Source organism: Williamsia deligens, from assembly GCF_024171765.1.
Lineage (GTDB): Bacteria > Actinomycetota > Actinomycetes > Mycobacteriales > Mycobacteriaceae > Williamsia_A > Williamsia_A deligens.
Map to the genome: position 1 here is coordinate 2,424,166 of NZ_JAMTCI010000001.1, position 23,579 is coordinate 2,447,744.

The 23,579-nt window shown below is 69.7% G+C and carries 24 protein-coding genes and 4 tRNA genes; 20 read left to right on the forward strand and 8 right to left on the reverse strand.

Annotated features, from left to right (window positions below; genetic code table 11):
- Positions 1-5: 5 nt before the first annotated feature.
- Entirely contained in the window at positions 6-548 is a 543-nt protein-coding gene (locus tag LX14_RS11350) for a YdcF family protein (protein WP_253647302.1), read from the reverse strand.
- 65 nt (positions 549-613) lie between these two features.
- Between LX14_RS11350 and LX14_RS11355 the strand changes: the two genes are divergently transcribed.
- The gene (locus tag LX14_RS11355) at positions 614-1,546 is read left to right on the forward strand and encodes an ABC transporter ATP-binding protein (protein ID WP_253647303.1); all 933 of its coding nucleotides are present in this window, start codon (positions 614-616) and stop codon (positions 1,544-1,546) included.
- A complete protein-coding gene (locus LX14_RS11360) occupies positions 1,543-2,370 on the forward strand; it encodes an ABC transporter permease (RefSeq protein WP_253647304.1) in 828 nt (275 codons plus the stop codon). Before LX14_RS11355 ends, LX14_RS11360 begins: the two co-directional genes overlap by 4 nt.
- A 52-nt stretch (positions 2,371-2,422) precedes the next feature.
- On the opposite strand, the gene LX14_RS11365 is transcribed toward LX14_RS11360, so the two are convergent.
- Positions 2,423-3,226, reverse strand: a complete 804-nt coding sequence (locus LX14_RS11365) for a hypothetical protein (protein WP_253647305.1) — start codon at positions 3,224-3,226, stop codon at positions 2,423-2,425.
- A gap of 133 nt (positions 3,227-3,359) precedes the next feature.
- Positions 3,360-4,298: a 1,4-dihydroxy-2-naphthoyl-CoA synthase gene (locus tag LX14_RS11370; RefSeq protein WP_253647306.1), complete on the reverse strand. Its 939-nt coding sequence runs from the start codon at positions 4,296-4,298 to the stop codon at positions 3,360-3,362.
- Between the two features lie 60 nt (positions 4,299-4,358).
- On the opposite strand from LX14_RS11370, the gene LX14_RS11375 reads away from it, so the two are divergent.
- A complete protein-coding gene (locus LX14_RS11375) occupies positions 4,359-4,997 on the forward strand; it encodes a PaaI family thioesterase (protein WP_253647307.1) in 639 nt (212 codons plus the stop codon).
- A 296-nt stretch (positions 4,998-5,293) separates the two neighbouring features.
- Positions 5,294-6,799 (forward strand): sugar transferase, encoded by a 1,506-nt coding sequence (locus tag LX14_RS11380; RefSeq protein ID WP_253647308.1) that lies wholly within the window; start codon positions 5,294-5,296, stop codon positions 6,797-6,799.
- A gap of 31 nt (positions 6,800-6,830) precedes the next feature.
- On the opposite strand, the gene LX14_RS11385 is transcribed toward LX14_RS11380, so the two are convergent.
- The 3 genes from LX14_RS11385 to LX14_RS11395 all read right to left on the reverse strand — a co-directional run bounded on the left by LX14_RS11385 (position 6,831) and on the right by LX14_RS11395 (position 9,786).
- A complete protein-coding gene (locus LX14_RS11385; RefSeq protein ID WP_308214094.1) occupies positions 6,831-7,349 on the reverse strand; it encodes an arsenate reductase/protein-tyrosine-phosphatase family protein in 519 nt (172 codons plus the stop codon).
- A 5-nt stretch (positions 7,350-7,354) separates the two neighbouring features.
- Positions 7,355-8,623: a saccharopine dehydrogenase family protein gene (locus tag LX14_RS11390; protein ID WP_253647309.1), complete on the reverse strand. Its 1,269-nt coding sequence runs from the start codon at positions 8,621-8,623 to the stop codon at positions 7,355-7,357.
- Positions 8,624-8,685: 62 nt separating this feature from the next.
- Positions 8,686-9,786, reverse strand: coding sequence for an AbrB family transcriptional regulator (locus tag LX14_RS11395; RefSeq protein WP_253647310.1), 1,101 nt, complete (start codon positions 9,784-9,786; stop codon positions 8,686-8,688).
- 85 nt (positions 9,787-9,871) lie between these two features.
- On the opposite strand from LX14_RS11395, the gene LX14_RS11400 reads away from it, so the two are divergent.
- From LX14_RS11400 to LX14_RS11420, 5 genes are all read left to right on the forward strand, one after another.
- Positions 9,872-10,372: a MarR family winged helix-turn-helix transcriptional regulator gene (locus tag LX14_RS11400; RefSeq protein WP_253647311.1), complete on the forward strand. Its 501-nt coding sequence runs from the start codon at positions 9,872-9,874 to the stop codon at positions 10,370-10,372.
- A complete protein-coding gene (gene menD / locus LX14_RS11405) occupies positions 10,369-12,015 on the forward strand; it encodes a 2-succinyl-5-enolpyruvyl-6-hydroxy-3-cyclohexene-1-carboxylic-acid synthase (protein ID WP_253647312.1) in 1,647 nt (548 codons plus the stop codon). Before LX14_RS11400 ends, menD begins: the two co-directional genes overlap by 4 nt.
- 199 nt (positions 12,016-12,214) lie before the next feature.
- A complete protein-coding gene (locus LX14_RS11410; protein WP_253647313.1) occupies positions 12,215-12,769 on the forward strand; it encodes a DUF3592 domain-containing protein in 555 nt (184 codons plus the stop codon).
- A 4-nt stretch (positions 12,770-12,773) separates the two neighbouring features.
- The gene (locus tag LX14_RS11415; RefSeq protein WP_253647314.1) at positions 12,774-13,922 is read left to right on the forward strand and encodes a glycosyltransferase family 4 protein; all 1,149 of its coding nucleotides are present in this window, start codon (positions 12,774-12,776) and stop codon (positions 13,920-13,922) included.
- A gap of 154 nt (positions 13,923-14,076) precedes the next feature.
- Positions 14,077-14,772 (forward strand): demethylmenaquinone methyltransferase, encoded by a 696-nt coding sequence (locus tag LX14_RS11420; RefSeq protein WP_253647315.1) that lies wholly within the window; start codon positions 14,077-14,079, stop codon positions 14,770-14,772.
- A gap of 8 nt (positions 14,773-14,780) precedes the next feature.
- Here LX14_RS11420 and LX14_RS11425 read toward each other — a convergent pair whose 3' ends face one another.
- Complete coding sequence (locus LX14_RS11425) at positions 14,781-16,055, reverse strand: geranylgeranyl reductase family protein (protein WP_253647316.1); 1,275 nt, start codon at positions 16,053-16,055, stop codon at positions 14,781-14,783.
- A gap of 134 nt (positions 16,056-16,189) precedes the next feature.
- Between LX14_RS11425 and LX14_RS11430 the strand changes: the two genes are divergently transcribed.
- Together LX14_RS11430 and htpX are read left to right on the forward strand one after the other, a co-directional pair.
- On the forward strand, positions 16,190-17,206 hold the full coding sequence (locus LX14_RS11430; RefSeq protein WP_308214095.1) for a polyprenyl synthetase family protein: 1,017 nt from the start codon (positions 16,190-16,192) through the stop codon (positions 17,204-17,206).
- Between the two features lie 88 nt (positions 17,207-17,294).
- The gene (gene htpX / locus LX14_RS11435) at positions 17,295-18,161 is read left to right on the forward strand and encodes a zinc metalloprotease HtpX (RefSeq protein ID WP_253647317.1); all 867 of its coding nucleotides are present in this window, start codon (positions 17,295-17,297) and stop codon (positions 18,159-18,161) included.
- Between the two features lie 10 nt (positions 18,162-18,171).
- Here the strand turns inward: htpX and LX14_RS11440 are convergent, their stop codons facing one another.
- Positions 18,172-18,663 (reverse strand): YajQ family cyclic di-GMP-binding protein, encoded by a 492-nt coding sequence (locus tag LX14_RS11440; protein WP_253647318.1) that lies wholly within the window; start codon positions 18,661-18,663, stop codon positions 18,172-18,174.
- 219 nt (positions 18,664-18,882) lie between these two features.
- On the opposite strand from LX14_RS11440, the gene LX14_RS11445 reads away from it, so the two are divergent.
- The 9 genes from LX14_RS11445 (at position 18,883) to nusG (ending at position 23,465) form a co-directional block, all read left to right on the forward strand.
- Positions 18,883-19,830, forward strand: coding sequence for a putative endonuclease domain-containing protein (locus LX14_RS11445; protein WP_253647319.1), 948 nt, complete (start codon positions 18,883-18,885; stop codon positions 19,828-19,830).
- A 196-nt stretch (positions 19,831-20,026) separates the two neighbouring features.
- Positions 20,027-20,110 (forward strand) — tRNA-Tyr (locus LX14_RS11450).
- Positions 20,111-20,195: 85 nt separating this feature from the next.
- Positions 20,196-20,268, forward strand: a tRNA-Thr gene (locus LX14_RS11455).
- Positions 20,269-20,302: 34 nt separating this feature from the next.
- Positions 20,303-20,376, forward strand: a tRNA-Met gene (locus LX14_RS11460).
- A 33-nt stretch (positions 20,377-20,409) separates the two neighbouring features.
- On the forward strand, positions 20,410-20,577 hold the full coding sequence (gene rpmG, locus LX14_RS11465; protein ID WP_045823858.1) for a 50S ribosomal protein L33: 168 nt from the start codon (positions 20,410-20,412) through the stop codon (positions 20,575-20,577).
- A gap of 132 nt (positions 20,578-20,709) precedes the next feature.
- A complete protein-coding gene (locus tag LX14_RS11470) occupies positions 20,710-21,750 on the forward strand; it encodes a fused (3R)-hydroxyacyl-ACP dehydratase subunits HadA/HadB (protein WP_253647988.1) in 1,041 nt (346 codons plus the stop codon).
- Positions 21,751-21,896: 146 nt separating this feature from the next.
- Positions 21,897-21,969, forward strand: a tRNA-Trp gene (locus tag LX14_RS11475).
- Between the two features lie 97 nt (positions 21,970-22,066).
- The gene (secE, locus tag LX14_RS20965) at positions 22,067-22,513 is read left to right on the forward strand and encodes a preprotein translocase subunit SecE (protein ID WP_253647320.1); all 447 of its coding nucleotides are present in this window, start codon (positions 22,067-22,069) and stop codon (positions 22,511-22,513) included.
- 91 nt (positions 22,514-22,604) lie between these two features.
- Entirely contained in the window at positions 22,605-23,465 is an 861-nt protein-coding gene (gene nusG, locus LX14_RS11485; protein ID WP_253647321.1) for a transcription termination/antitermination protein NusG, read from the forward strand.
- Positions 23,466-23,579: the final 114 nt, after the last annotated feature.

A 23,579-nucleotide genomic window follows, 5' to 3' on the forward strand; every position in this document is an offset into this window, starting at 1 on the left:
ACCGCTCAGCAGCCCGACTGGAACGCCGCCCGGACGAACCCGGCGGTCTGGTAGGCGTACATCCACGCCCAGTAGGACAGTGGCAGCCTGTCGTGGTAGTCGACCATCGTCAGATCGCCGGTGAAGCAGCGGCCGATGATGAAGTCGGCGCGGCTGACGTGCGGGCTGAACGTGACCACCAGCGCCGACCGCCACCCGTTGCGTCGCGACTCGTCCCGCAGGAACCGGGCCTCGCCGCGGGTGGTGCGCGGCTGCGGGTCGAAGCAGACGACGCGGACCCCGTGCGGGCGATCGCAGATCGACTCCATGTAGTCGTCGGGGCGGGTGTAGGGATCGGAGACGAGAACCGTCTTCGCCAGGCCGCGTTCGGCGAGTCCGATCGCGAACTCCTCGCGGCCGTCCTGCCGTCCGCCGAGCACCATGATCACGTCGGCCGGGCGCGGGTCGTCGGCGACGACGGGGAACACGAAGACCGGCAGACCCGCCGCCGCGACGGAGATCACCAGCCCGATCACCACGACGATCACCCGTCGAGTGATCCGCCACATGGATCGAGGATAGCCAGCGGAGCACCCACCGGGTCCGGTGCGAGACCGTCCTCACAGGAGGCGGTGTGAGCGGGCTGGAGGTCGACGATCTGACCGTCGCGTTCGGGGACGCCGTCGCCGTCGACGCGGTGTCGATGACCGTGGCGGAGGGGTCGGTGATGGCGCTGCTGGGGCCCAACGGTGCCGGCAAGACCACCACCGTCCGGGCCATCGCGACGCTCGTCGCGCCCACGTCGGGGACGGTGCGGGTCGCCGGGATCGACGTCGTCGAGCACCCCCATCGGGTCCGGGGCCTGATCGGCCTGTCGGGACAGTTCGCGACCGTCGACGACTCGCTGACCGGCCGGGAGAACCTGGCGATGATCGCGCGACTGTCGGGCTACGGGCGGCGCGCGGCGGGTCGTCGGGCCGACGAGCTGCTGGAACGGTTCGGTGTCGCCGAGGCGGCCGGTCGGCGTGCGGCGACCTGGTCCGGCGGGATGCGGCGCAAGCTCGACCTCGCCGGCGCGCTCGTCGCCGACCCGCCCGTCGTCGTGCTGGACGAGCCGACCGCGGGGCTCGACCCACCGAGCCGCGAGACGCTGTGGGAGTCGGTGCGCGACCTCGCGGCCGCGGGGAGCACGGTGCTGTTGACGACGCAGTACCTCGAGGAGGCCGACCGTCTGGCCGACGACGTCACCGTCATCCACCGGGGCGCCGTCGTCGCGCGTGGTGGGCCGGAGGAGCTCAAGCGGCGGTTCGGGACGTCGACGGTGACCGTGCGCCTGGCGTCCGCCGTGGACCCGTCGCGCGTCCGAGAGGCTGTCGGGGACGGGTACGTCTCCGTCGAGGTGGTCGAGGACGTGGTGACCGTCGAGGCCCTCGACGGCGCCGAGGCTGTCGCTGCCGTGGTGTCGTCGCTGGCGGTGGCGGGGATCGCCGTCGCCGAGGCGTCGGTGCGTGCGCCGTCGCTCGACGACGCGTTCCGGTCGCTCACCGTCGACGAGGTGGCGACGTGACCGCGGTGGTGCGGAGCCGGGGCGTGATCCCGTTCGTCGTCGACTGCGAGGTCGTCGCGGTGCGCAACCTGCGGACCATCGTGCGCAACTCGCAGATGCTGCTCGGCGTGGTGCTGCAACCGCTGATGTTCGTGCTGCTGTTCTCGTACGTGTTCGGCGATGCGCTCGGCGGAGATCGCTACCGGGAGTTCCTCATCGGCGGGATCATGGCGCAGACGGTCACGTTCAACTCCGGGTACACGGCGCTGGGGCTGTCGTCGGATCTGGACTCCGGGATGGTCGACCGGATGCGGTCGCTGCCGATGTCGCGGTCGGGGATCATCGTGGGGCGCACCGTCTCCGACCTCACCATCAACGTGGTCGGCCTCGGTGTGATGACGGCCGCCGGGTTCGTGATCGGGTGGCGGGTGTCGGGCGGTTTCTGGTTCGCCGTCGGATCGTTCGCGACCGCGCTGGTGTTCGGCTTCGCGCTGTCGTGGGTGGGCGCGATCATCGGGTTGGTGAGCGCGTCGGCCCAGGCCGCGCAGAGCCTGCTGATGACGTTCGTCTTCCCGATCAGCTTCATCTCCAGCGCGTTCATCCCGTCGCGGCTGCTGCCCGAACCGCTGCGCTTCCTGGCGACCTGGAACCCGGTGACCGCTGTCGCCCGCAGCTTCCGACAGGGCTTCGGCAACCCCATCTCCGCCGATCCCGCTGTGCGCGAACCGGTCACATGGGCGTCCCAGCACGCCCAGAGCTACACCCTGATCTGCTCGGCCGTCATCCTCGCCGTCGCCGTGCCTGTCGCCACCCGGATCCTGAACCGGCGGACGTCCGCTCGCTGACGTCACAACCGTCCGCTCCGCGCGAGCAGAGGGAGTATTGCCCTCTGCTCGCCTATACCGGACGGTTCCGACGGCGATCCCGGTGTCTGTCCGCCCCGATCAGGCCGAACAGGTCCGACCCCGCGCGTCCCCAGTCGTAGAACACGTCGCCGTAGGTGACCCGGAACGTCACCTCGCCCCGGAGAATTGCCGCGCGGTCCCGGTTGCGGTCCTTCTGGTACGTCTCGGCCCCTGTGTGGTGTTCGACGCTGTCGCACTCGATGAGGATCCGGCCGACGCGGAGGTCGACCCGACCGACGGTGTCCACCTCGGGCTGCACCTCGACGACGACGCGACGGGACTGCAGCCGGAACCGCACGGCGGACTCCGTCCCCGACTCGGACCGCGCGTCGCAGCGCTGCATGAGTCGCCGCATCCGGGCGGACACCACGCCCATCTGCTCCTGCAGACGCGGGATCGTCAGCGCGTTCTTGTTCAGCGCCGAGTCCACGACGATCACCCAGTCCTCGTCGGTCATGCACGACGACGCGCAGGCAAGAGCGTCACCGAGGTTGTCGAGCGCCGCGGTGACGGGCTGCGATCCTCCCGGGAGCCGGCAGCTGCGACGGTTCGCCAGATGCTTCGACGCTCGCAGGTGGAGCCGGTCGGAGTAGCCCGGCGGGATCCACAGACCGTGCACCGCCAGGGCCGAGACGCAGCTGAGGGCACCGCCTGCCGTCACCGCCTCGACCACGTCGGGCGTGGCGTTGGGTGCGGCGTACCACCCGCGTCGGAGAAGGGTCAGAGAACCGGACGCGACGAGACGTCGCAGCTCGGCGACATCCCGCTTCTCGAGCAGTTGTCGTCGCGAGTACACGCCGGTGTCCACATCGATTGGACGCGAGGATTCTCGACGCGGTTCCGATTCCCGTCACAAACGTCCGCTCCACGCGAGCAGGGGGCGATATGCCCTCGAGTCGCGTATGCCGGACGATTCAGACGACAGTCACTCAGTAGTAGTACGGGAAATCGTCCCAGTCCGGGGCGCGCTTCTCGAGGAAGGCGTCGCGGCCCTCGACGGCCTCGTCGGTCATGTAGGCCAGGCGGGTGGCCTCGCCGGCGAAGACCTGCTGGCCCATGAGGCCGTCGTCGGTGAGGTTGAAAGCGAACTTCAGCATCCGCTGGGCGGTGGGCGACTTCCCGTTGATCGCCCGCGCCCACTCGACGGCGGTGTTCTCCAGCTCGGCGTGGTCGACGACCTCGTTGACCGCACCCATCCGCTGCATCGCCTCGGCGTCGTAGCTGCGGCCGAGGAAGAAGATCTCCCGGGCGAACTTCTGCCCGACCTGCTTGGCCAGGTACGCGCTGCCGTAGCCGGCGTCGAAGGAGCCGACGTCGGCGTCGGTCTGCTTGAACCGTGCGTGCTGACGGGAGGCGATGGTGAGGTCACAGACGACGTGCAGCGAATGCCCGCCGCCGGCCGCCCAGCCCCCGACCACCGCGATGACCACCTTGGGCATGGTGCGGATGAGTCGCTGCACCTCCAGGATGTGCAGTCGCCCGCCCTCGGCCTTCACGCGCGCGGTGTCCACGGTCTCGGTGGTCTCGCCCCCGGCGTACTGATATCCCGATCGGCCGCGGATCCGCTGGTCACCACCGCTGCAGAACGCCCACCCGCCGTCGCGCGGGCTCGGGCCGTTGCCGGTGAGCAGGACGGTGCCGACGTCGGGGGTGCGGCGGGCGTGGTCGAGGACGGAGTACAGCTCGTCGACGGTGTGCGGCCGGAAGGCGTTGCGCACCTCCGGGCGGTCGAAGGCGACCCGGACGATCCCGTTCTCCCGACCGGACCCGGTGTGGCGGTGGTAGGTGATGTCGGTCAGTCCCTCGAAACCGGCGATCGGGGCCCACTGCTCGGGCACGAACGGGGAAGGGCTGCTGCTGTCGCTCATCCTGGGAAGCCTAATGACGCGGCGTGGGGCACCCCGACGCGCTACCGATAGCGTGAGCGGATGAGTGAGAGCGGCACCGGCCCGGACGGCGACGGACACGGGGGCGGGTTCCGCACCGACATGGCCATCAGCACCGACCGGGGTGGCCCACGGTTCGGCGAGATGATCGAGGTGGTCCGCCACTTCATGGACAGGGTCCGTGCCGCCGAGCCGAGCGAGGCCCTCGTCGAGAGGGTGATCGAGCAGCTGACGGAGCTGAACACCGAGCTCGAGGCGGTGGCGATCGACGAGTGGCAGGCGCCGTCGGGCACAAGAATCGACCTGCCGGCCCGCGGCAACATCACGCTCCCGCCGTACGTGGTGCACTCCGCCGACGCGACCGGCGTCGCCGCGACCGTGCGATTCACGCGATTCCATCTCGGCGGGAACAACGCGGCGCACGGCGGATACATCGCCATGGCATTCGACGATCTCCTGGGCATGACCGGCGCATTGGCGACGGGAAAAGTGACCAGGACGGCATATTTGACGGTGAATTATCGATCGATAACACCGCTTTATCGCGAACTCACGGTGCGCACCGCCGTCGATCGCATCGACGGACGTAAAATCTTCGTCACCGCGACGATCCACGACGGGGACCGCTTGTGTGCTGAAGCGGATGGCCTGTTCGTGGCTCTGAAGCCGGGACAGCCCTGACCTCGCATTATCTGCGGTAGAGCCGGCGATCGGACGAGTTCTGTTCACGACGGCGTCGCGCAATCGTCATCTTTCCGCGATGTAGGTGATTCGATCGGTTGCGGCACTGCTGGTGAGAATATAAGTTCAGCGGGTCGGATCACGAACGGCCACGATGAGCCGGAATTCGAGGGCGCCGAGCCATATTTCGAATGCTTGACTGCTGCAAAATATTGCGAGCCGCAAGTATTTCGGGTGTGTCTCGCCGGCGGGTGGTGAGGCCGACAGGCCGCGCTCGGTGATGCGAGAGGAACGGTATGACGGCGGAGACGAGTCCACGCCAACGTGCGCCCGGACGACCGATCTCGCGCCGGATCTCGAGGCCTCGCACGCGCGATCGGATCGTCACCTGGGCCGACCGCTACCGCCAGCGACTCATCGTCACCGACGCCATCGTCGTGGTCGTCGCGGTGGTGGCCGCCGAGGTCGCCCGCTTCGGCACCGAACTCACCATCCCGGTCGCACGACTCGAGATCCCGGCGGTCTTCGTGGCCGCGCTCATCGCCGGCTTCTGGGTGGTGCTTCTCCACGTCACGCGGGTGAGCGACGTCCGCATCATCGGTACCGGCCCGACCGAGTTCAGCCGTCTCGTCAGCGCCAGCCTCACCCTCTTCGGCCTGCTGGCCATCGTCGACCTGCTGCTCAAGCTGAACATCGCCCGCGGGTTCATCGCGCTCGCGCTGCCCCTCGGCACGCTCGGTCTGCTGTTGTCGCACCTGCTGTGGCGCCTGCACCTCAAGGCCATGCGCCGCCGTCGTCGGTGCCTCAACCACGTGCTCGTCATCGGTGGCGAGCGCTCGGCGCGCCCGCTCATCGCGCACCTCACCCGCAGCCCGGAGCTCGGCTACGAGGTGGTCGGGGTGTGCCTGCCATCGACGGGCGGCCGCACGGAACTCACCATCGGCAGCCGGTCGGTGCCCATCCTCGGTGACTTCTCCGACGCCGGCGACGCAGTGGTGTCGTCGCGCGCGACGACCGTCGCCGTCACCTCCGCCGAGGTCCTCGGCCACTCGGCGATGCGCGAGTTGTCGTGGGAGCTCGAGGGTCTCCACGTCGACATGGTGGTCGACCCGGGGGTCATCGACGTCGCCGGGCCGCGGATGCTGGTGCGGCCCGTCGCCGGCCTCCCGCTGCTCCACGTCGACAAGCCCGCCTACCGGGGCGCCAACCGCATCATGAAGGCCGTGGTCGACCGTCTCGGTGCGCTGGCCGCGCTGACGCTCGCCGCACCGGTGCTGCTGGCCTGCGCGATCGCGATCAAGCTCGACTCACCCGGTCCCGTCTTCTACCGCGCTCCGCGGATCGGGCTGAACAACGAGCCGTTCCTCATGTGGAAGTTCCGCTCGATGGTCGTCGACGCGGACAAGCGTCTGGCCGACCTCAAGGCGGCGAACGAGGGCGCGGGTCTGCTGTTCAAGATGCGCGACGATCCGCGCGTCACCCGCATCGGGAAGAAGTTGCGGCGCTACAGCCTCGACGAATTGCCGCAGCTCTTCAACGTGCTCGGGGGCTCGATGAGTCTCGTCGGACCGCGGCCGCCGCTGCCGTCGGAGGTGCTGCAGTACACCGGCCCGGTCACCCGCCGAATGCTCGTGCGACCGGGGATCACCGGGCTGTGGCAGGTGTCGGGACGGTCGGACCTGAACTGGGAGGAATCGGTCCGCCTCGACCTCAGCTACGTGGAGAACTGGTCCATCGCCCAGGACATCGCCATCCTGTGGCGCACCGTCCGCACGGTCGTCTCCAGCCGCGGGGCCTACTGACGCGCCGTCGCGAAGTGGCGACGCCAACCTCTCAGTCGCGCAGCGACAGCACCCAGGTGGCGAGACGGTCGATCAGGGGATCGAGTTCCGTTGCCACACGCTCGAACTCCTCACGCGGACGGCCCATCGGGTCCTCGATGTCGAGGGCGGGACGGTTGCGGTCCCCGGTGAAACGGGGTGCGGACACATCAGCTCCACCGTCGGCGATCGCCTCGTCGAACTCGCGCAGCACAGCGATACGACGCCACCGCATCGGCGCCTTCGAGGTCGCCGCGTCACGGTGTTCCCGCGCCATCGTCAGCACCAGGTCGGCCTCGGTGAGATGCGCCGGGGTGAGGTAGCGGGCGCGGAAGTCACCGGACTCGACGCCGTGCTCGCCGAGGACGTCCGCGGCCAACGGATGGATCGGGTGGTCGACCATGGCGGCGACGCCGGCGCTGCTCACCGACACGGCGTCGGGGTGGTCCCGAAGCCGATGGCGCAGGAGCAGTTCCGCCATCGGGGACCGGCAGATGTTGCCGGTGCAGACGAACAGGATCCGCGGCGCCACCGGCGTCAGGCCGAGGTGGTCGCGCCGACGGGCCCTGCGGTGAGCGTCAGGCCCGCACCGCGCAGGCGGGCGATGAGCGCATCACCCATCGCCGCGGCCGGGGTGAGCACGCCGGTCAGGTCCGGGAGGGCGTCACGGTCGAGTGCGAGGGTCAGTGCGCTCTCGCCGAGCATCACCGCGGTCGCCTTGTAGCCCGGGTCGCCTTTGGCCTTGACCCGCGACGAGAACCGCTTTCCGGTGGTCGTCGTCGTGAACACGTCGCACGTGAAATGGCCGTTCTCACGGGTCTTCTCGCTGGGACCGTCGCCGGCGGCGGGGAGGATCCGGTCGAGCAGTTTGCGGGTGGGCGGGAACGCCATCGCCGCCAGGAACGCGCCCAGACCACCCGCGACGGCGCCGGCCGCGACGGTCGACACGACGGGCAGCGAGCCCACCGACATCGCCTCGGAGTACCGGAACCTGTCGCCGTAGGCGTTGTGCAGCAACGCATTGCTGCGTCGGACGATGCGGGTGTTGTGCGACGCCATGACGAACGGCGCGAGGGTGCCCTTGAGCGACGGGTCGACCGAGGACGCCGCGACCAGGCGGGTGTCGCTGGGCTCACCCGACCGCTTCAGCGGTGCCTCGCCCGGCCCGGTCGACAGCGCGTGCTTGTCGAGCAGGGTGCGACGCGTCGCCGGGTCCTTGGCCTCCTGCGCGATCACGCGCATCGAGTCGATGGTGCCGCCGGACACGCCGCCCTTGAACGAGCGCACCACCAGCGTCGTGTCGGTCATCTCGCCCGCTCCGGCGTCGGCCACAGCGCGGTGCAGGAGGTAGACGCCGATGTCGGAGGGGATGGAGTCGAAGCCGCAGGAGTGCACGATCCGCGCACCGTTGGACGCGGCCTGCTCACCGAACTTGTCGATGGACAGTCGGACGAACGGGACCTCGCCGGTGAGGTCGACGTAGTCGGAGCCGGCGTTGACCGTCGCGGCCAGCACCAACTCGCCGTACTTCAGGTACGGGCCGACGGTGGTGCAGACGACGCGGGTGCGCGCGGCCATCGCGTCGAGCGAGGCGGCCGAGTCGGCGTCGGCGACGATCAGGGGCCAGTCGTGGGCTGTCGCCGGGAGGGAGGCGCGGACCTTCTCCAGCTTCGCCTCGCTGCGTCCGGCGAGCGCGATGCGGGTGCCGGCGGGGGCCGATCGGGCCAGGTAGTCGGCGGTGAGGGCGCCGACGAAGCCGGTGGCGCCGAACACTACGACGTCGAATTCTCGGGTCGAATCGGTCATGAGGTGACCCTACTCGGGCACCCGGTCGGACCGGACGGCGTGCGACGCCTCCCGCCGTCCGCTCAGGTGTGCGCCGGCTCGGGGGTGCGGGCGTCGTGCTCGTCGCCTCGTCGGGTTCGCCACCGGTGATAGAGACGGGCCGCGAACGGCGCGACGAAGAGCATGAGGAGCACGCGCACGATCTGCGAGGCGAGGACGAAGGTGATGTTGGAGCCGGACGCGGCCGCCGCGGCCAGCACGGCGTAGATGCCGCCGGGGGTCGTCGCGAGGTAGCTGTCGAACATGCTCTCGCCGGTCCACGCGCTCAACGCCGCACCGAGACCCGCGCTGCCCACACCGATGAGCACGATGAGCAGCACCGCGAACGGCAGGATCCGGCCGATCGCCCGCATGCTGCTCATGGTGAAGCCGAGCCCGGCCTGCCAGCCGATGAGGGCGTAGGCGATGGTGACCAGCACCGACGGGACGGCGGCCGGACCGGCGAGGCCCGTCAGCTCGGCGGCGACGGTGACGACGAGCGGTCCCAGCAGACCGACGGCGGGCAGATGGATCAGCCGCCCGACGGTGAGACCGACGCCGATCCCGACGGCGAGGAGCAGCAGCCCCCAGGCCTGGTCGACGAGACCCGCGGACTCCTGCGGGCTCGAGCCGCCGCTGGTGTGGGCGCCGAACACGACGGTCGCGACGATCGGCATGGTGACCGTGACGAGGCCGACGCGCACGTACTGCACGACCGCGACCACGCGCTCGTCGCCGCCGAGCTCACGGGTGAGGGCGACGAGTCCCGACGCACCACCGGCGACCAGGGCGAGGGAACCGGTGAGGGAGTCGACGCGACTGTGCAGACCCAGCAGCGCGCCGCCGGCCACCGACAACACCAGGGTCCCCAGTGCGATGACCACGACGGGCAACCACGAACCGGCGAGACCGGTGAGCACGTCGGGCTGGACCATGGTTCCGATGTAGACGCCGAGGATCCCCTGCGCGCCGATGCCCCAGGCGCGGGGCATCGGCGGGTTCCCTGTCGGTGCCAGGCCGGAGAGGGCGAGACCGGCCGCGACGACGAGCCCGGCGAACAGGGCCGCGGACGGGACGGAGAGGAGATCGAGTCCGACGGTGGCTGCCGCGGTGACCGCGGCGAGGACAACCCATCGGAGAAGCATGAAAGCAAGACTACTCTTGCCATCTTCTCGTCGCATACTGGCCATCAACGCAGAGATCGTGGTGATCGTCGTATATCGTCTTGGTATGTCCGACATCGATGCGACGCGCCTGCGGGAGGCGGTGATGGGTGTCGCGCGGGCTGCGCGCCTGCACCGACCCGACCACGGTCTGACGCTCACGCAGGTCACGGTGCTCGGATATCTCGACCGATCCGGGACGACCACCGTCGCCGATCTCGCCGAGCGCATGCACGTGCGGGTCCAGTCGCTGACCGTGAGCATGAACAAGCTGTCCGACGCCGGGCTGATCGAGCGCGTCACCGACCCCGATGACCGTCGCCGACAGTTGATCTCGCTCACACCGGCCGGTGTGAACCTCCTCACCGAGGACCGCGCCCTGCGCGACGAGTGGCTGGCGCGCGCCGTCGCCGAGCACCTCGACGACACCGAGCGTGGCCTGCTGATGTTGTGCGTCCCCCTGCTCGAGCGGCTCGTCGCGACCGAGCCCGCGGACGCCGTCGGTCCGGGCGCGGGGTCGCGAGGGCGGCCCGAGCAGGCCCCCGGGGTATCTACCCTGGACCGATGAACCCGTCCACCCTGCAGGCCCGCGTCATCGTCGACGAGATGGTCCGTGGCGGCGTGCGGGAGGCGGTGCTCTGTCCGGGCTCCCGGAACGCGCCTCTCGCCTTCGCGCTGCACGCGGCCGATCGGGCGGGTCGACTGCGACTGCACGTCCGCATCGACGAGCGCACCGCGGGCTTCCTCGCGTTGGGACTCGCGGCGGCCTCAGGGCAGCCGGTGCCGATGGTGATGACCAGCGGCACCGCTGTCGCCAACGTCAGTCCCGCGGTGTTCGAGGCGAACTACGCGCGGGTGCCGCTCGTCGTCATCAGCGCCAACCGTCCCTACGAGCTGTTGGGCTCGGGGGCGAACCAGACCATCGAACAGTTCGGCATCTTCGGCACACAGGTCCGCGCGGCCATCAGCCTCGGACTCGCCGAGCAGGATCTCGACACGAACAGCCAGTGGCGCTCGGGGGTGTGTCGCGTGCTCGCCGCGGCGCGCGGTGCCCGCACCGGCAACGCGGGACCCGTGCAGTTCGACATCCCGCTGCGCGAGCCCCTGGTGCCCGAGGCCGGTGTCGGACCCACCGACGATCTGGGTGAGTTCGCCGGTCGTGAGGGCGAGATGCCCTGGACCACAGCCGCTGTCGGGCGGTTGGACGTCCCCCTCGACATCGACGTCAGCTGCGACACCGTCGTCGTCTCCGGGCACGGCGCCGGTGTCCGCCCTGAGCTCGCGGGCATCCCCACCGTCGCCGAGCCGACCGCTCCCGCCCCGGCGACACCGCTGCACCCGCTGGCGCTGTCGGTGCTGCGACCGACCCAGGCGATCATCTGTGGGCGGCCGACGCTGCACCGCCAGGTCTCGCGACTCCTCGCCGACCCGCAGGTGCGGGTGTACGCGCTGACCACCGGCCCGCGCTGGCCCGACGTGTCCGGCAACGTGCTGGCCACGGGCACCCGCGCCGTCGTCGGGGGAGCGCCGTCGGAGGAATGGCTGAAGGCCTGTCACGACGCGCAGCAGCGCGCGGTCGCGTCGGTGGACGCCGAACTCGACCGCGACGGTGCTGCGACCGGACTGCACGTCGCGCGCACCGTCAGCGCCGCGATGCGACCGGGTGAACAGCTCCTGGTGGGCGCGTCGAACCCCATCCGTGACGTCGCGCTGGCCGGGCGGGTGTCGTCGGAGGTGCGGGTGATGTCGAACCGGGGTGTCGCCGGCATCGACGGCACCGTCTCGACCGCGATCGGAGCCGCGCTCGCCGCCGACGACCGACGCACCGTCGCGTTCATGGGCGACCTGACGTTCCTGCACGACGCGTCCGGCCTGCTCATCGGGCCCGGGGAACCGCGTCCGCGGGATCTGACGATCGTCGTCGCCAACGACGACGGGGGCGGCATCTTCGCCCTGCTCGAACAGGGCGAACGCCGGTTCACCGGTCCGGAGTACGACGGCGCGTTCGAGCGGATCTTCGGCACACCGCACCACGCGGACATCGGCAAGGTGTGTGGTGGGTTCGGCATCGAGCACCGTCGGGTGTCCCTGGCGGAGCTGCCCGTCGCGCTCGCCGACGGTGGGGGAGGCCTGCGCGTCATCGAGGTCCCGACCGACCGCGACCGCCTGCGCGACGTCCACGCGGCCATCGCCGCCGGGATCCGCGAGTAGCTCTGCCCACTCGGCGTGGGTTGTGTGCCCACTCGGGGTGCATTTTGTGCCCACTCGGCGAGACCTGCTGACCCCGCCGAGCGTGCGGAAACCCCCCCGAGTGTGCGGAAACTCGCCGCCGAGCGTGCGGAAACTCGCCGCCGCGCGTGCGGAAAGTGCGTGCCGAGCGTGCACAGGGTGCGGCGGTATCGTGACGCCCATGCCGACAGCCCTGCGACGCGTGCAGATCACGCTGCTCATCGTGGGTGCGATCGTGACCGTGATGATGGGTGTCGTGGTGGCGGGGTGTTACCGCGACGACGCCGCCATCGACAACCACCGGGGCACGGCGATCGCCGACGTGGTCACGGCGGGCTCCACCAAGTCCACCGTGCGGTTCTACACACCCGACGGTGAACTCCGCAGCCCGCGGCTGGGCATCTTCTACCCGACGGAACTCACTGCCGGACAACGCATCAGCGTCGAGTACGACACACGCAACCCCGACACCGTCCGGGTGGCGGGACGGGACGCCAGTCTGGCCGTCGTGCCGGCGCTGTCGGTGGCGGGGTGGACCTGGGTCGTCGTCGGCGCGGTGATGATCGGAATCGCCGAGTACGCGCGACGCCGCCGGGCGGCCGGCTCCGACACCACGGAGAACGGGGACGACACCGCAGGGCAGACGTCGGGTGAACCGGGTACGGACAGTTCACCCGCCATTGGCGACGGGGTCACGTCGGGGAGCGATCCGGGACAGGTGCGCTCACCAGACTGACCGTGTGCGTACAGCAATCGTCGCGGAGAGCTTCCTACCGAACACCAACGGTGTCGTGAACTCGGTGCTCCGGGTCCTCGAGCACCTCGACCGCACCGGGCACGACGCGATCGTCATCGCACCCGACACGCCACGCGGGACGCAGAGCGCGCCGCGTGAGATCAACGGCGTGCCTGTGCATCTCGTGCCGTCGGTGAACGTGCCGAAGATCTCGTCGCTGCCGGTCGGGATGCCGCATCCCACCCTCTACCGAGCCCTGGCGGACTTCGCGCCCGACGTGGTGCACCTCGCGTCGCCGTTCGTCGTCGGAGCGGCGGGCGCGTACGCCGCCAACCGCCTCGACATCCCGACGGTCGCCGTCTTCCAGACCGACGTCGCCGGGTTCGCGTCGAGCTACGGCGTCGGTCTGACCACGCGCGCCGCGTGGGCCTGGACGCGCCGGCTGCACGCCTCGTGCGACCGCACCCTGGCGCCGTCGTCGGTGTCGGTGCGATCGCTGCAGGAGCATGGGGTGCCGCGCGTGTTCCGGTGGGGGCGTGGCGTCGACGCCGAGCGGTTCGCGCCCACCCGCCGCGACGACGCCCTGCGCGCCCGCTGGAGCCCGAGCGGTGCGCCCATCGTCGGGTTCGTCGGCCGGTTGGCGCCGGAGAAGCACGTCGAGCGACTGGCGGTCCTGTCCGGCCGGCGGGATCTGCAGATCGTCATCGTCGGCGACGGACCCGAGCGCGCCCGGCTGCAGCGACTCATGCCCGACGCGGTGTTCACCGGCGAACTCTCCGGCCTCGACCTGGCGCACGCCTACGCGAGCTTCGACGTCTTCGTCCACGCCGGCGAGCACGAGACGTTCTGCCAGGCGGTCCAGGAGGCGCTGGCCAGCGGCGTGCCCGTCATCGGCCCCGACGCGGGCGGCCCCAAGGACCTCATCGCGCCGATGCGGACGGGCTACCTCCTCGACGTGCCGTCGTTCGAACAGCGACTGCCCGGCGCCGTCGACGCTCTGCTCGACCCGACCGTCGGACCGGCGTTCGGTGCCGCGGCGCGTCGCAGTGTGGCAGGCCGCACATGGCCGTCGATCTGCGATCAGCTGCTCGGCCACTACGAGGCCGTCCTGGAACGCGCCGGCAGCCTCGGGGTCGCTCGCCGCACCGCCTGATCTGCACGCTCGGCGGGATCTGCTGCACGGTGGGCGGGCATTTTGTGCACGCTCGGCGGGTGATGTCGGCACGGTGGGCGGGCATTCTGTGCACGCTCGGCGGTGAGTTTCGGCACGCTCGGCGAGGGGCGGGGTGGGCAGTACCGTGGTGGGCATGAGTGCCTCCACGTATCGCGCCGGGTTGGACAAGCAGCCGTCCGAGGTCGCGGCCATGTTCGACGGCGTCGCGCGTCGCTACGACATCACCAACACCGTGCTGTCGTTCGGGCAGGACCGGCTCTGGCGCAAGGCCACTCGCGAGGCACTGGCGCTCACCCCCGACGACGTCGTCCTCGACCTCGCCGCCGGGACCGCCGTCTCCACCGAGGAGCTCGCGACCTCGGGCGCCCGCTGCGTCGCGGCCGACTTCTCCCTGGGGATGCTGCACGCAGGGTCACGCCGCCCGGTGCCGAAGGTGGCGGCCGACGCCCTGTCGCTGCCGTTCGCCGACGACTCCTTCGACGCCGCGACCATCTCGTTCGGGCTGCGCAACGTCAACGACGTCGACGTCGCCCTGGGCGAGCTGCGACGGGTGCTGCGGCCCGGTGGGCGGCTGGTGATCTGCGAGTTCTCGACGCCGGTGTTCTCACCGTTCCGCACGGTCTACATGGAGTACCTGATGAAGGCGCTCCCGTCGGTGGCCACCCGCGTCTCCAGCAACCCCGACGCGTATGTGTATCTGGCGGAGTCGATTCGGGCATGGCCCGATCAGGCCGCGCTGGCGCAGCGTCTCGTCGACGCCGGTTTTGCCCACGTGCGCTGGCGCAACCTCACAGGCGGGATCGCCGCGCTGCACAGCGGCATCGCCTGACCCGACGTTCAGCTGAACGGCGGCCGGTGATCGACCACCGTCGACACCCGACCGGCCGCGTGCCAGGCCCGCGCGACCACGTCGCGGTCCTCGGCGGTGATCAGGTTGCCCATCACCCGCACCACCATCGACATCAGCGCCTGTGACCGGATGCCCGGTCGACCCAGGATCGGGACGGCCTTCGGCACGGTCAGCACCCCCGCCAGTCGCCGGGCGGCGGAGAACGCCGTCGCATAGTGCTCGGTCAGCAGGGCGGGCCAGTCCGCGGTGTGGTCCGGTTCGCCCAGGCGCGCGGCCGCGAACCGGCCGGTCTCCAGCGCGTAGTCGATGCCTTCGCCGTTGAGCGGGTTGACGCATGCGGCGGCGTCGCCGACGAGCATCCAGTTCCGACCTGCGACGTGACTCACAGCACCGCCCATCGGGAGCAGGGCCGACGTGATCCGCGCGGGTTCCCCGTCGAGCTGCCATCGCTGCCGCTGGGACGTCGCGTACTGCGTCAGCACCGATCGCAACGCGATGTGCGCCGGCCGTCTCGCCGTCGCGAGCGCGCCGACGCCGAGGTTGACCGTGCCGCCGCCGAGCGGGAACACCCACCCGTAGCCGGGGAGCAGTTCGCCGTCGGCGCCGTGCAGTTCGAGGTCGGAACCCATCCACTCGTCGCGCGATCGCCCCGACGTGACGTAGGAGCGCGCCGCGACGCCGTAGGCGGTGTCGCGGTGCCATTCCCGGCCGAGGGCCTTGCCCAGCGCCGACTTCACGCCGTCGGCGACGACGACCTGTCCGACACGGATCCGCGACGGCCCGTCGGGACCGACCACCTCGACGGAATGCACAGCCCCGTCGCGGATCTCGGCGTCGACGGCACGGACACCGGAGACCATGGTCGCACCGCGGTCGAGGGCGACCCGGCGGATACGGTCGTCGAGTTCGGTCCGTGCGACGGCGCTCCCGTACGCGGGGAAACGCCCCGACGGCCACGAAACCTGTTGCGCCGCACCCCAGCCGCGCATGGCGAGGCCGACGATGCGGGGACGGTCGGCGAGGTAGTCGCCGAGACCGAGCGAGTCCATCTCCGCGATGGCGCGGGGCGTGAGCCCGTCGCCGCAGGTCTTGTCCCGGGGGAAGGTCGCGGCGTCGAGCAGCACCACCTGGTGTCCCGCGGCGGCGGCATGCGCAGCGGTCGCCGACCCGCCCGGGCCGGCTCCGACCACCAGCACGTCCGCCGAGGCAGGTACGGCGTCGGCCGGTGCACGGTCGGGTCCGCCGGATGCGACATCACTCACCTGATCCAGTATCACCGACCCCCCGTGTGCTCCATTACCCTCGGGTGCAGGAGCCCGGCGGGTCCGCACCGCACGACCGAACAGCGCCGGGTCGAGAAGATGGAGCCGTCCGTGAGCACGCGCAAGGCGCGACAGTGAAGACGACCTTCGCCGGCATCGAGATGGGGTCGCAGGAGTTCGCCGACGAGATCGGCGGATCGCTGCGTCGCGTCGAGGACCTGCTGATCGCCGAACTCTCGTCGGGCGAGGACTTCCTCACCGAGGCCGCCACCCACCTCGCCAAGGCCGGCGGCAAGCGCTTCCGTCCGCTGTTCGCGCTGCTCTCGGCCCATTTCGGGACGCGCCCGCAGGCCGACGAGGTCGTCACCGCGGCGACCGTCATCGAGCTCATCCACCTCGCGACGCTCTACCACGACGACGTCATGGACGAGGCGACCATGCGCCGCGGTGCGGTCAGCGCCAACGCGCGCTGGGGCAACAGCGTCGCCATCCTCGCCGGTGACTTCCTGTTCGCGCGGGCCTCGCGACTGGTGTCGACGCTCGGGCCGCAGTCTGTGCTGATCATCGCCGACACGTTCGCCGAACTGGTGACCGGTCAGATGCGCGAGACCATCGGCAGCACGTCGGGCAAGACCCCGGTGGACCACTACCTGACCGTCGTCTGGGAGAAGACCGCCGTGCTCATCTCGGCGGCCGGTCGCTTCGGGGCCATGACCTCCGGCGCCGACGACATCACCGTCGACCGACTGGCGCGGCTCGGCGGGATCGTCGGGACGGCGTTCCAGGTCTCCGACGACATCATCGACATCCGCTCGGAGTCGGGGGAGTCGGGCAAGACACCCGGCACCGACCTGCGCGAGGGCGTCCACACCCTGCCGGTGCTGTACGCGCTCGACGAGCCCGGCGCGGAGGGCACCCGCCTGCGGGAGTTGCTGCTGACGCCGTCGGGGGAGCGTCGGGCGCTCACCGACGACGACGAGGTCGCCGAGGCGTTGGCGCTGCTGACGGCGTCGTCGGGGATGGCGAAGGCGCGCGAGACCCTCGCCGACTACGCCGACCGCGCCTACGCAGAGCTCGACGCCCTGCCCGACAACGACGCGAAGGGCGCCTTCACGTCGCTGGTCGGGTACACCGTCGACCGGGTCGGCTGACGCACCTGCGGGAACCGGGCGTCACGGCCGTCCGTTGTCGAGACGACCGGGTACCCCGGCACTCACGATCCTCCGAGGAGTTCACGCGATGCACGGCCACGCCAACGGACTGAAGACCGTCCTCCTGCTCGGCGTCATGTCGGCGATCATCGTCGCGATCGGTGCGGCGTTCCGCAGCCCCGCCATCCTGCTGATCGCGGTGCTGTTCGCCGTCGGCATGAACGCCTACGTCTACTTCAACAGCGCGAAGATGGCGCTCAAGGCGATGCACGCCCAGCCGGTCACCGAGGTGCAGGCGCCGGTGATGTACCGGATCGTGCGTGAGCTCGCCACGACCGCACGGCAGCCGATGCCCGCGCTGTACATCAGCCCCACCGACGCGCCGAACGCGTTCGCGACGGGCCGCAACCCGCAGAACGCCGCGGTCTGCTGCACGCAGGGGATCATGGGCCTGCTCGACGAGCGGGAGCTGCGCGCGGTCCTCGGCCACGAGCTGAGCCACGTCTACAACCGCGACATCCTCATCTCGTCGATCGCCGGCGCGCTCGCGGCCGTCGTCAGCGGTCTGGCCAACTTCGCGATGTTCGCCGGGATGTTCGGCGGCAACCGCGAGAACGGGCCCAACCCGTTCGCGCTGATCCTCATCTCGCTGCTGGGCCCGATCGCGGCGACCGTCGTGAAGCTCGCGGTGTCGCGGTCGCGGGAGTACCAGGCGGACGCGTCCGGTGCCGAGCTGACGGGCGACCCGCTGGCGCTCGCGTCGGCCCTGCGGAAGATCTCCGGCGGGGTGCAGGCCGCGCCGCTGCCGCCCCAGCCCGACCTCGCCGCGCAGAGCCACATGATGATCGCCAACCCGTTCCGCAACGGCGAGCGCATCGGTCAGCTGTTCTCGACGCACCCGCCGATGGAGCAGCGCATCGCGCGCCTGGAGGAGATGGCGCGCGGGCCTCGCTGAGCGGGGCCGATCAGCGGTAGTTCACGAACTGCAGGGCGATCTCGAAGTCCTTGCTCTTCAGGAGCGCGATGACCTCCTGCAGGTCGTCGCGCTTCTTGCTCGACACCCGCAGCTCCTCACCCTGGACCTGCGCCTTCACGCCCTTCGGGCCCTCGTCGCGGATGGCCTTGGTGATTTTCTTGGCCTTCTCGGTGTCGATGCCCTGCTTGATGGTGCCAGTGATCTTGAAGCCTTTGCCCGACGACATCGGCTCGCCGGCCTCGAACGCCTTGAGGGAGATGTCGCGGCGGATGAGCTTCTCGCGGAACACCTCGAGACCCGCCTGCGCGCGCTCCTCGGACCCGGAGGAGATGACGATGTTCTCCTCGCCGGACCACTCGATGCCGGTGTCGGTGCCCCGGAAGTCGTAGCGCTGCGAGAGCTCCTTCGCCGCCTGGTTCAGGGCGTTGTCGACCTCCTGCCGGTCGACCTTGCTCACCACGTCGAACGATGAATCAGCCATTGCGCCACCCTATCGACGTCGCCCCGCGCACTTCGACACAGTTCGCGCGGTCTGATGTCGCTCGCGCGTTCCCGTGTCGTTCGCACGCCGCCGGCGCCATGCGAACAGCGCGATGGCGTGCGAACAGCGCAGCGGGGATGCGGTCCGACCTGTGGACAACTCGCGTCCTGGTGCGCCGACGAGCCCGGCATCGTCATGCACCGTCGGCAGGCTCCGTTCATGACCCACGCACCCGAGTTCCGTCACGCAGCCACACGCGCTGAGCTCGAGGTCATGGGGTGCACCCGGGCCCGCCTGGGCGCCGTCCTCCGGGAGGGCGTGCTCGTCAGCGTCGGCCCCGGCTACTACATGCACGCCGACGCCGTCGGGCCGTTCCCGGAGAACACCCACCTCGCACTGGCGAAGGCGGTCGTCGCCGGCATGGCGTCGTCGACGGCACTCGCCGGCGTGACGGCGGCGATCAACCACGGGCTCCCCGTGGTGGGCGCTGATCTCTCGCGCGTGCAACTGGCTCGTCCGGGCGGAACTGCCTCGGGAACGCAGCGCTCCTCGGTCAGCGTCCTGCGCCGCAACGTCGCCGAGGAGGAACTGGTCTACCGCGCAGGAACGCTGACCACCTCGGTGGCACGTACCGTCGTCGACCTCGCCTGCGGTGCAGCGGAGCGGACAGCGGTGATCGTCGGCGACGCGGCACTCCGGCGGCAGCTGTGCACGCGGGAGGACCTCGCCGCCACCCTCGCCGCCCTGGGGCCGGTCCACGGCCGCCGACGAGCGCGTGTCGTGCTCGACGTGCTGGACCGACGGGCGGAGAGCCCGCTCGAGTCGTGGAGCCGACTGGTCCTCGACCGCTCCGGACTGCCTCGCCCAGACCTGCAACGGGTCATCCTCGCCCCCGGTGGCCGGCGTGTGGCCCGGGTCGACTTCTTCTGGGAGGAGTTCGGGCTGGTGGGGGAGTGCGATGGGATGGGGAAGTACTTCGGCGAGTACTCGGAGAAGAGTGCTCGTGAGGTCCTCGACGAGGAGAAATTTCGGGCCCAGGATCTCGTCGACCTCGGTTTCGTCGTCGTTCGGTGGAACTGGGGTGAGCTGGTCCACCGCCCCGACGTGGTGATCGCTCGCATCGAACGCGCGATCAACCGCATGCAACGGCTCCGCCGCGGTGCCTGAGTGCGTTCGCCTGCTTGCGCGCCGTTCGCATGCCGCCGGGGGCGTGCGAACGACTCGTGGACGTGCGAACGGCAGGCCACCGTGCGAACGACAGCCCCGGATGCGAAACCTGGGCGCGAGGTGCGGTTTTCGCGACGTCGGGGGTGACGTTGTACTGTTTCGAGTCGTCGCGCGAGCAGTTGTTCGCGCGGTGCACGGCACGTTGCCCGAGCGGCCAAAGGGAGCGGACTGTAAATCCGTCGCGCAAGCTACGAAGGTTCGAATCCTTCACGTGCCACCACCGAGGTCACAGCGATTTGGTCACCCATCAGACCGGTGTGTAACCTCGGTACGGCTCTTCGGGCGGCTTGCTGCCCGCGGAACCGGCCCCCTTAGCTCAGTCGGTAGAGCGTTTCCATGGTAAGGAAAAGGTCAACGGTTCGATTCCGTTAGGGGGCTCGCTGGACTCCCGGGACCGTCCCCGGGAAGCCATGGCGGTGTAGCTCAGTTGGTTAGAGCGAACGACTCATAATCGTTAGGTCGCCGGTTCGAGTCCGGCCATCGCTACCCACAGACATTCACCGGAAAGGCGAGAGAACCATGGCTTCCTCGACCGATGTACGCCCGAAGATCACCCTGGCGTGCGAGGTGTGCAAGCACCGCAACTACATCACCAAGAAGAACCGTCGCAACGATCCCGACCGCCTCGAGATCAAGAAGTTCTGCCCGAACTGCGGCAAGCACCAGGGGCACAAGGAATCGCGCTGACGATCCCCACCACGTGACCATCGCCGTTCTCGGCGGTGGTCACTTCGGTAAGGGAGCAGCGACAGACAGGGGTTTCGGGTGACCAACGCGAGTGACACGTCCATCAACTCGGTCGAGGACCGTCTGGCCATCATGGCCAGCCAGAACAGCCTCTCGCCGGAGGAGATCGCCGAGCGGACCGCCGCCCAGGTGGGCTTCCACTACACGGTGGAGGACTACTACGAGGTCGGTCGCGAGAAGGTCCGCGAGTACGCCCGCGCAGTCCAGGACGGTCACCCCGTCCACTGGAACGAGGCCGCCGCGAACGCGAACGGCCATCCCACGCTGATCGCGCCGCTGTCGTTCGCCGCGATCCCCGGCATGATCGCCCAGCGCCGTCTCTTCGAGGAGATGGTGGAGGGCTGGGACCTGTGGAAGATGATGCAGACCGATCAGCGTCTGGTCTTCCACAAGCCCGTCGAGGTGGGTGACCGCCTCATCTGCGTCGTCTCCCTGGACTCGTACCGCCAGATGGGCGGCGCGGACATCATGGTGACCAAGAACCAGATCCACAACCAGCACGACGTGCCGGTGATGACCACCTGGACGACGCTCGTCGCGCGCGCCGGTGAGGCCCCCGACCCGTCGTTCATGACGACGGTCGCGCACACGATGCTGGTCGAGGGCGCCTTCTACGACCACGGCCGCACCGTCGCCGACCACAGCGGTTTCTTCACCGAGCCCGACCCCGTCGTCGACCCCAAGCCGTACGGCGCGATCAGCTTCGACGACGTGCACGTCGGCCAGGAACTCGAGCCGCGCACCGTCAAGCTCACCCGCGGCAACCTGATCAACTACGCCGGCGTCGCCGGTGACCCGAACCCGATCCACTTCAGCGACGAGATCGCGAAGATCGCCGGACTGGACACAGCCGTCGCGCACGGTATGCAGACGATGGGCATCGGTGGCGGCTACATCTCCGCGTTCGTCGGCGACCCCGGTGCCGTCTACGAGTACAACGTGCGCTTCACCAGCCCGGTGTACGTCCCGGCCGACGGCTACGGGCAGATCGACCTCACCGCCAAGGTGAAGTCGCTGGATCCCGAGACGCGTCGCGGACAGATCGCGATGACCGCCAAGTCCAACGGCAAGAAGATCTTCGGGCGCGCGTTCGCCAACGTCCAGTTCGCCTGACCCGCAGCCTCCTCCCGTCCTGGCCGCAGGGCCGCTGACGTGGGCGGATTGGAGTTGGCCGGTTCGGGTGTCGTACACTGCAGTGTCTGCGGTCGCCGCGCTTCGCGCTGCCTTCATGGTGGTGTGTGCAGGGTCGGCCGCGATATAGGGGCGTAGCTCAACTGGCAGAGCAGCGGTCTCCAAAACCGCAGGTTGCAGGTTCAAGTCCTGTCGCCCCTGCCCTCACCGGGGTCGCTGTCGTCAGGCGACGGTCACGGTGGATCGCACGACGACGGTCGGCCACCCGGCCGTCACCGGATCGACGGAGAGGAACACGGTGAGCAAGCGCGATAGGGCCGCCCGCGCCAAGGGGCCAGCCGATGCCGACGCCACCGACGTGGACGCTCCGGACACCGGTACCGACACCACCGAGGCATCCGACGAGCTGAAGCCCTCGGGCAAGCGGTCGTCGACGCCGCGCGGCAAGCGTGGCGCTGCCACGGCAGCCGGTGACACCGCAGGCGACGACACCGCCGCCGGCGGCGTCGCACTGAAGGACCGGCCGAAGGCCGCACCGGCCAAGGAACGCCGCGGCAACCCGTTCACGCGGTTGTGGGTGTTCCTGACGCAGGTCGTCTCCGAGATGCGCAAGGTCATCTGGCCGTCGCGTCAGGAGATGATCCAGTACACGATCATCGTGCTGATCTTCGTGATCATCATGACCGCGTTCATCTCGGGGATCGACCTCGGGTTCGCACGGCTCGTCCTGTGGTTGTTCGGCTGACCGGTCACGGCGCCGACACCGGTACGACACGCGAGCACGACAGCCGCGAGCGAGCGAGCACGAACAGCAACGAAAGGGAGCGTGGGCTGCAGTGAGCACCCCCGAGAACGACCAGGCGACCGTCGGTGACGACGTCGTCGAGACCGAGTCGATCCAGGACGCGGACCGCGAGATCGTCGAGTCCGACACCGATCCGACCGACGCACCCGTCGACCCCGACGCCACCGCCGAGCTGACCGAGGCCGTCGCCGGCTCGATCACCGAGCCCGCCGACGCCGACACCAACGCAGACACGGACGGCTCCGCCGACGAGCCCGCCGAAGAGGTCGACCCCGTCGAGGAGCTCAAGAAGGAACTGCGGCGCGCACCGGGCGACTGGTACGTCATCCACTCCTACGCCGGATACGAGAACAAGGTGAAGGCCAACCTCGAGACCCGCGTGCAGAACCTCGACGTCGGCGACTACATCTTCCAGGTCGAGGTGCCGACCGAAGAGGTCACCGAGATCAAGAACGGCCAGCAGAAGAAGGTCAACCGCAAGGTGCTGCCGGGCTACATCCTGGTGCGCATGGAACTCAACGACGAGTCGTGGGGCGCCGTGCGCAACACCCCCGGCGTCACCGGGTTCGTCAGCCAGGTCGGCAACAAGCCGTCCCCGCTGACGCTCAAGGAGGTCCTGAAGTTCCTCCTGCCGCGCGTCGAGACCAAGAAGGCGACGGGTGCGAAGGCAGGCGCCGGCGCCGACGGTGTCGAGGCTGCAGCCGCCGCGTCGGTCATCGAGGTCGACTTCCAGGTCGGCGAGAGCGTCACCGTCATGGACGGCCCGTTCGCCACGCTCCCGGCGTCGATCAGCGAGGTCAACGCCGAGCAGCGCAAGGTGAAGGTGCTGGTCTCCATCTTCGGCCGTGAGACACCGGTCGAACTGGGCTTCGGTCAGGTCGAGAAGATCTGATCGGGTCCACCGAACACTTCGCGTCTCCAGCGGACGCGGGACGCCACGTGCTCATCCGGTGCGATCGGATGACGGGCACGGGCACACACGAGGACAACCGAAGGTAATAGAGAG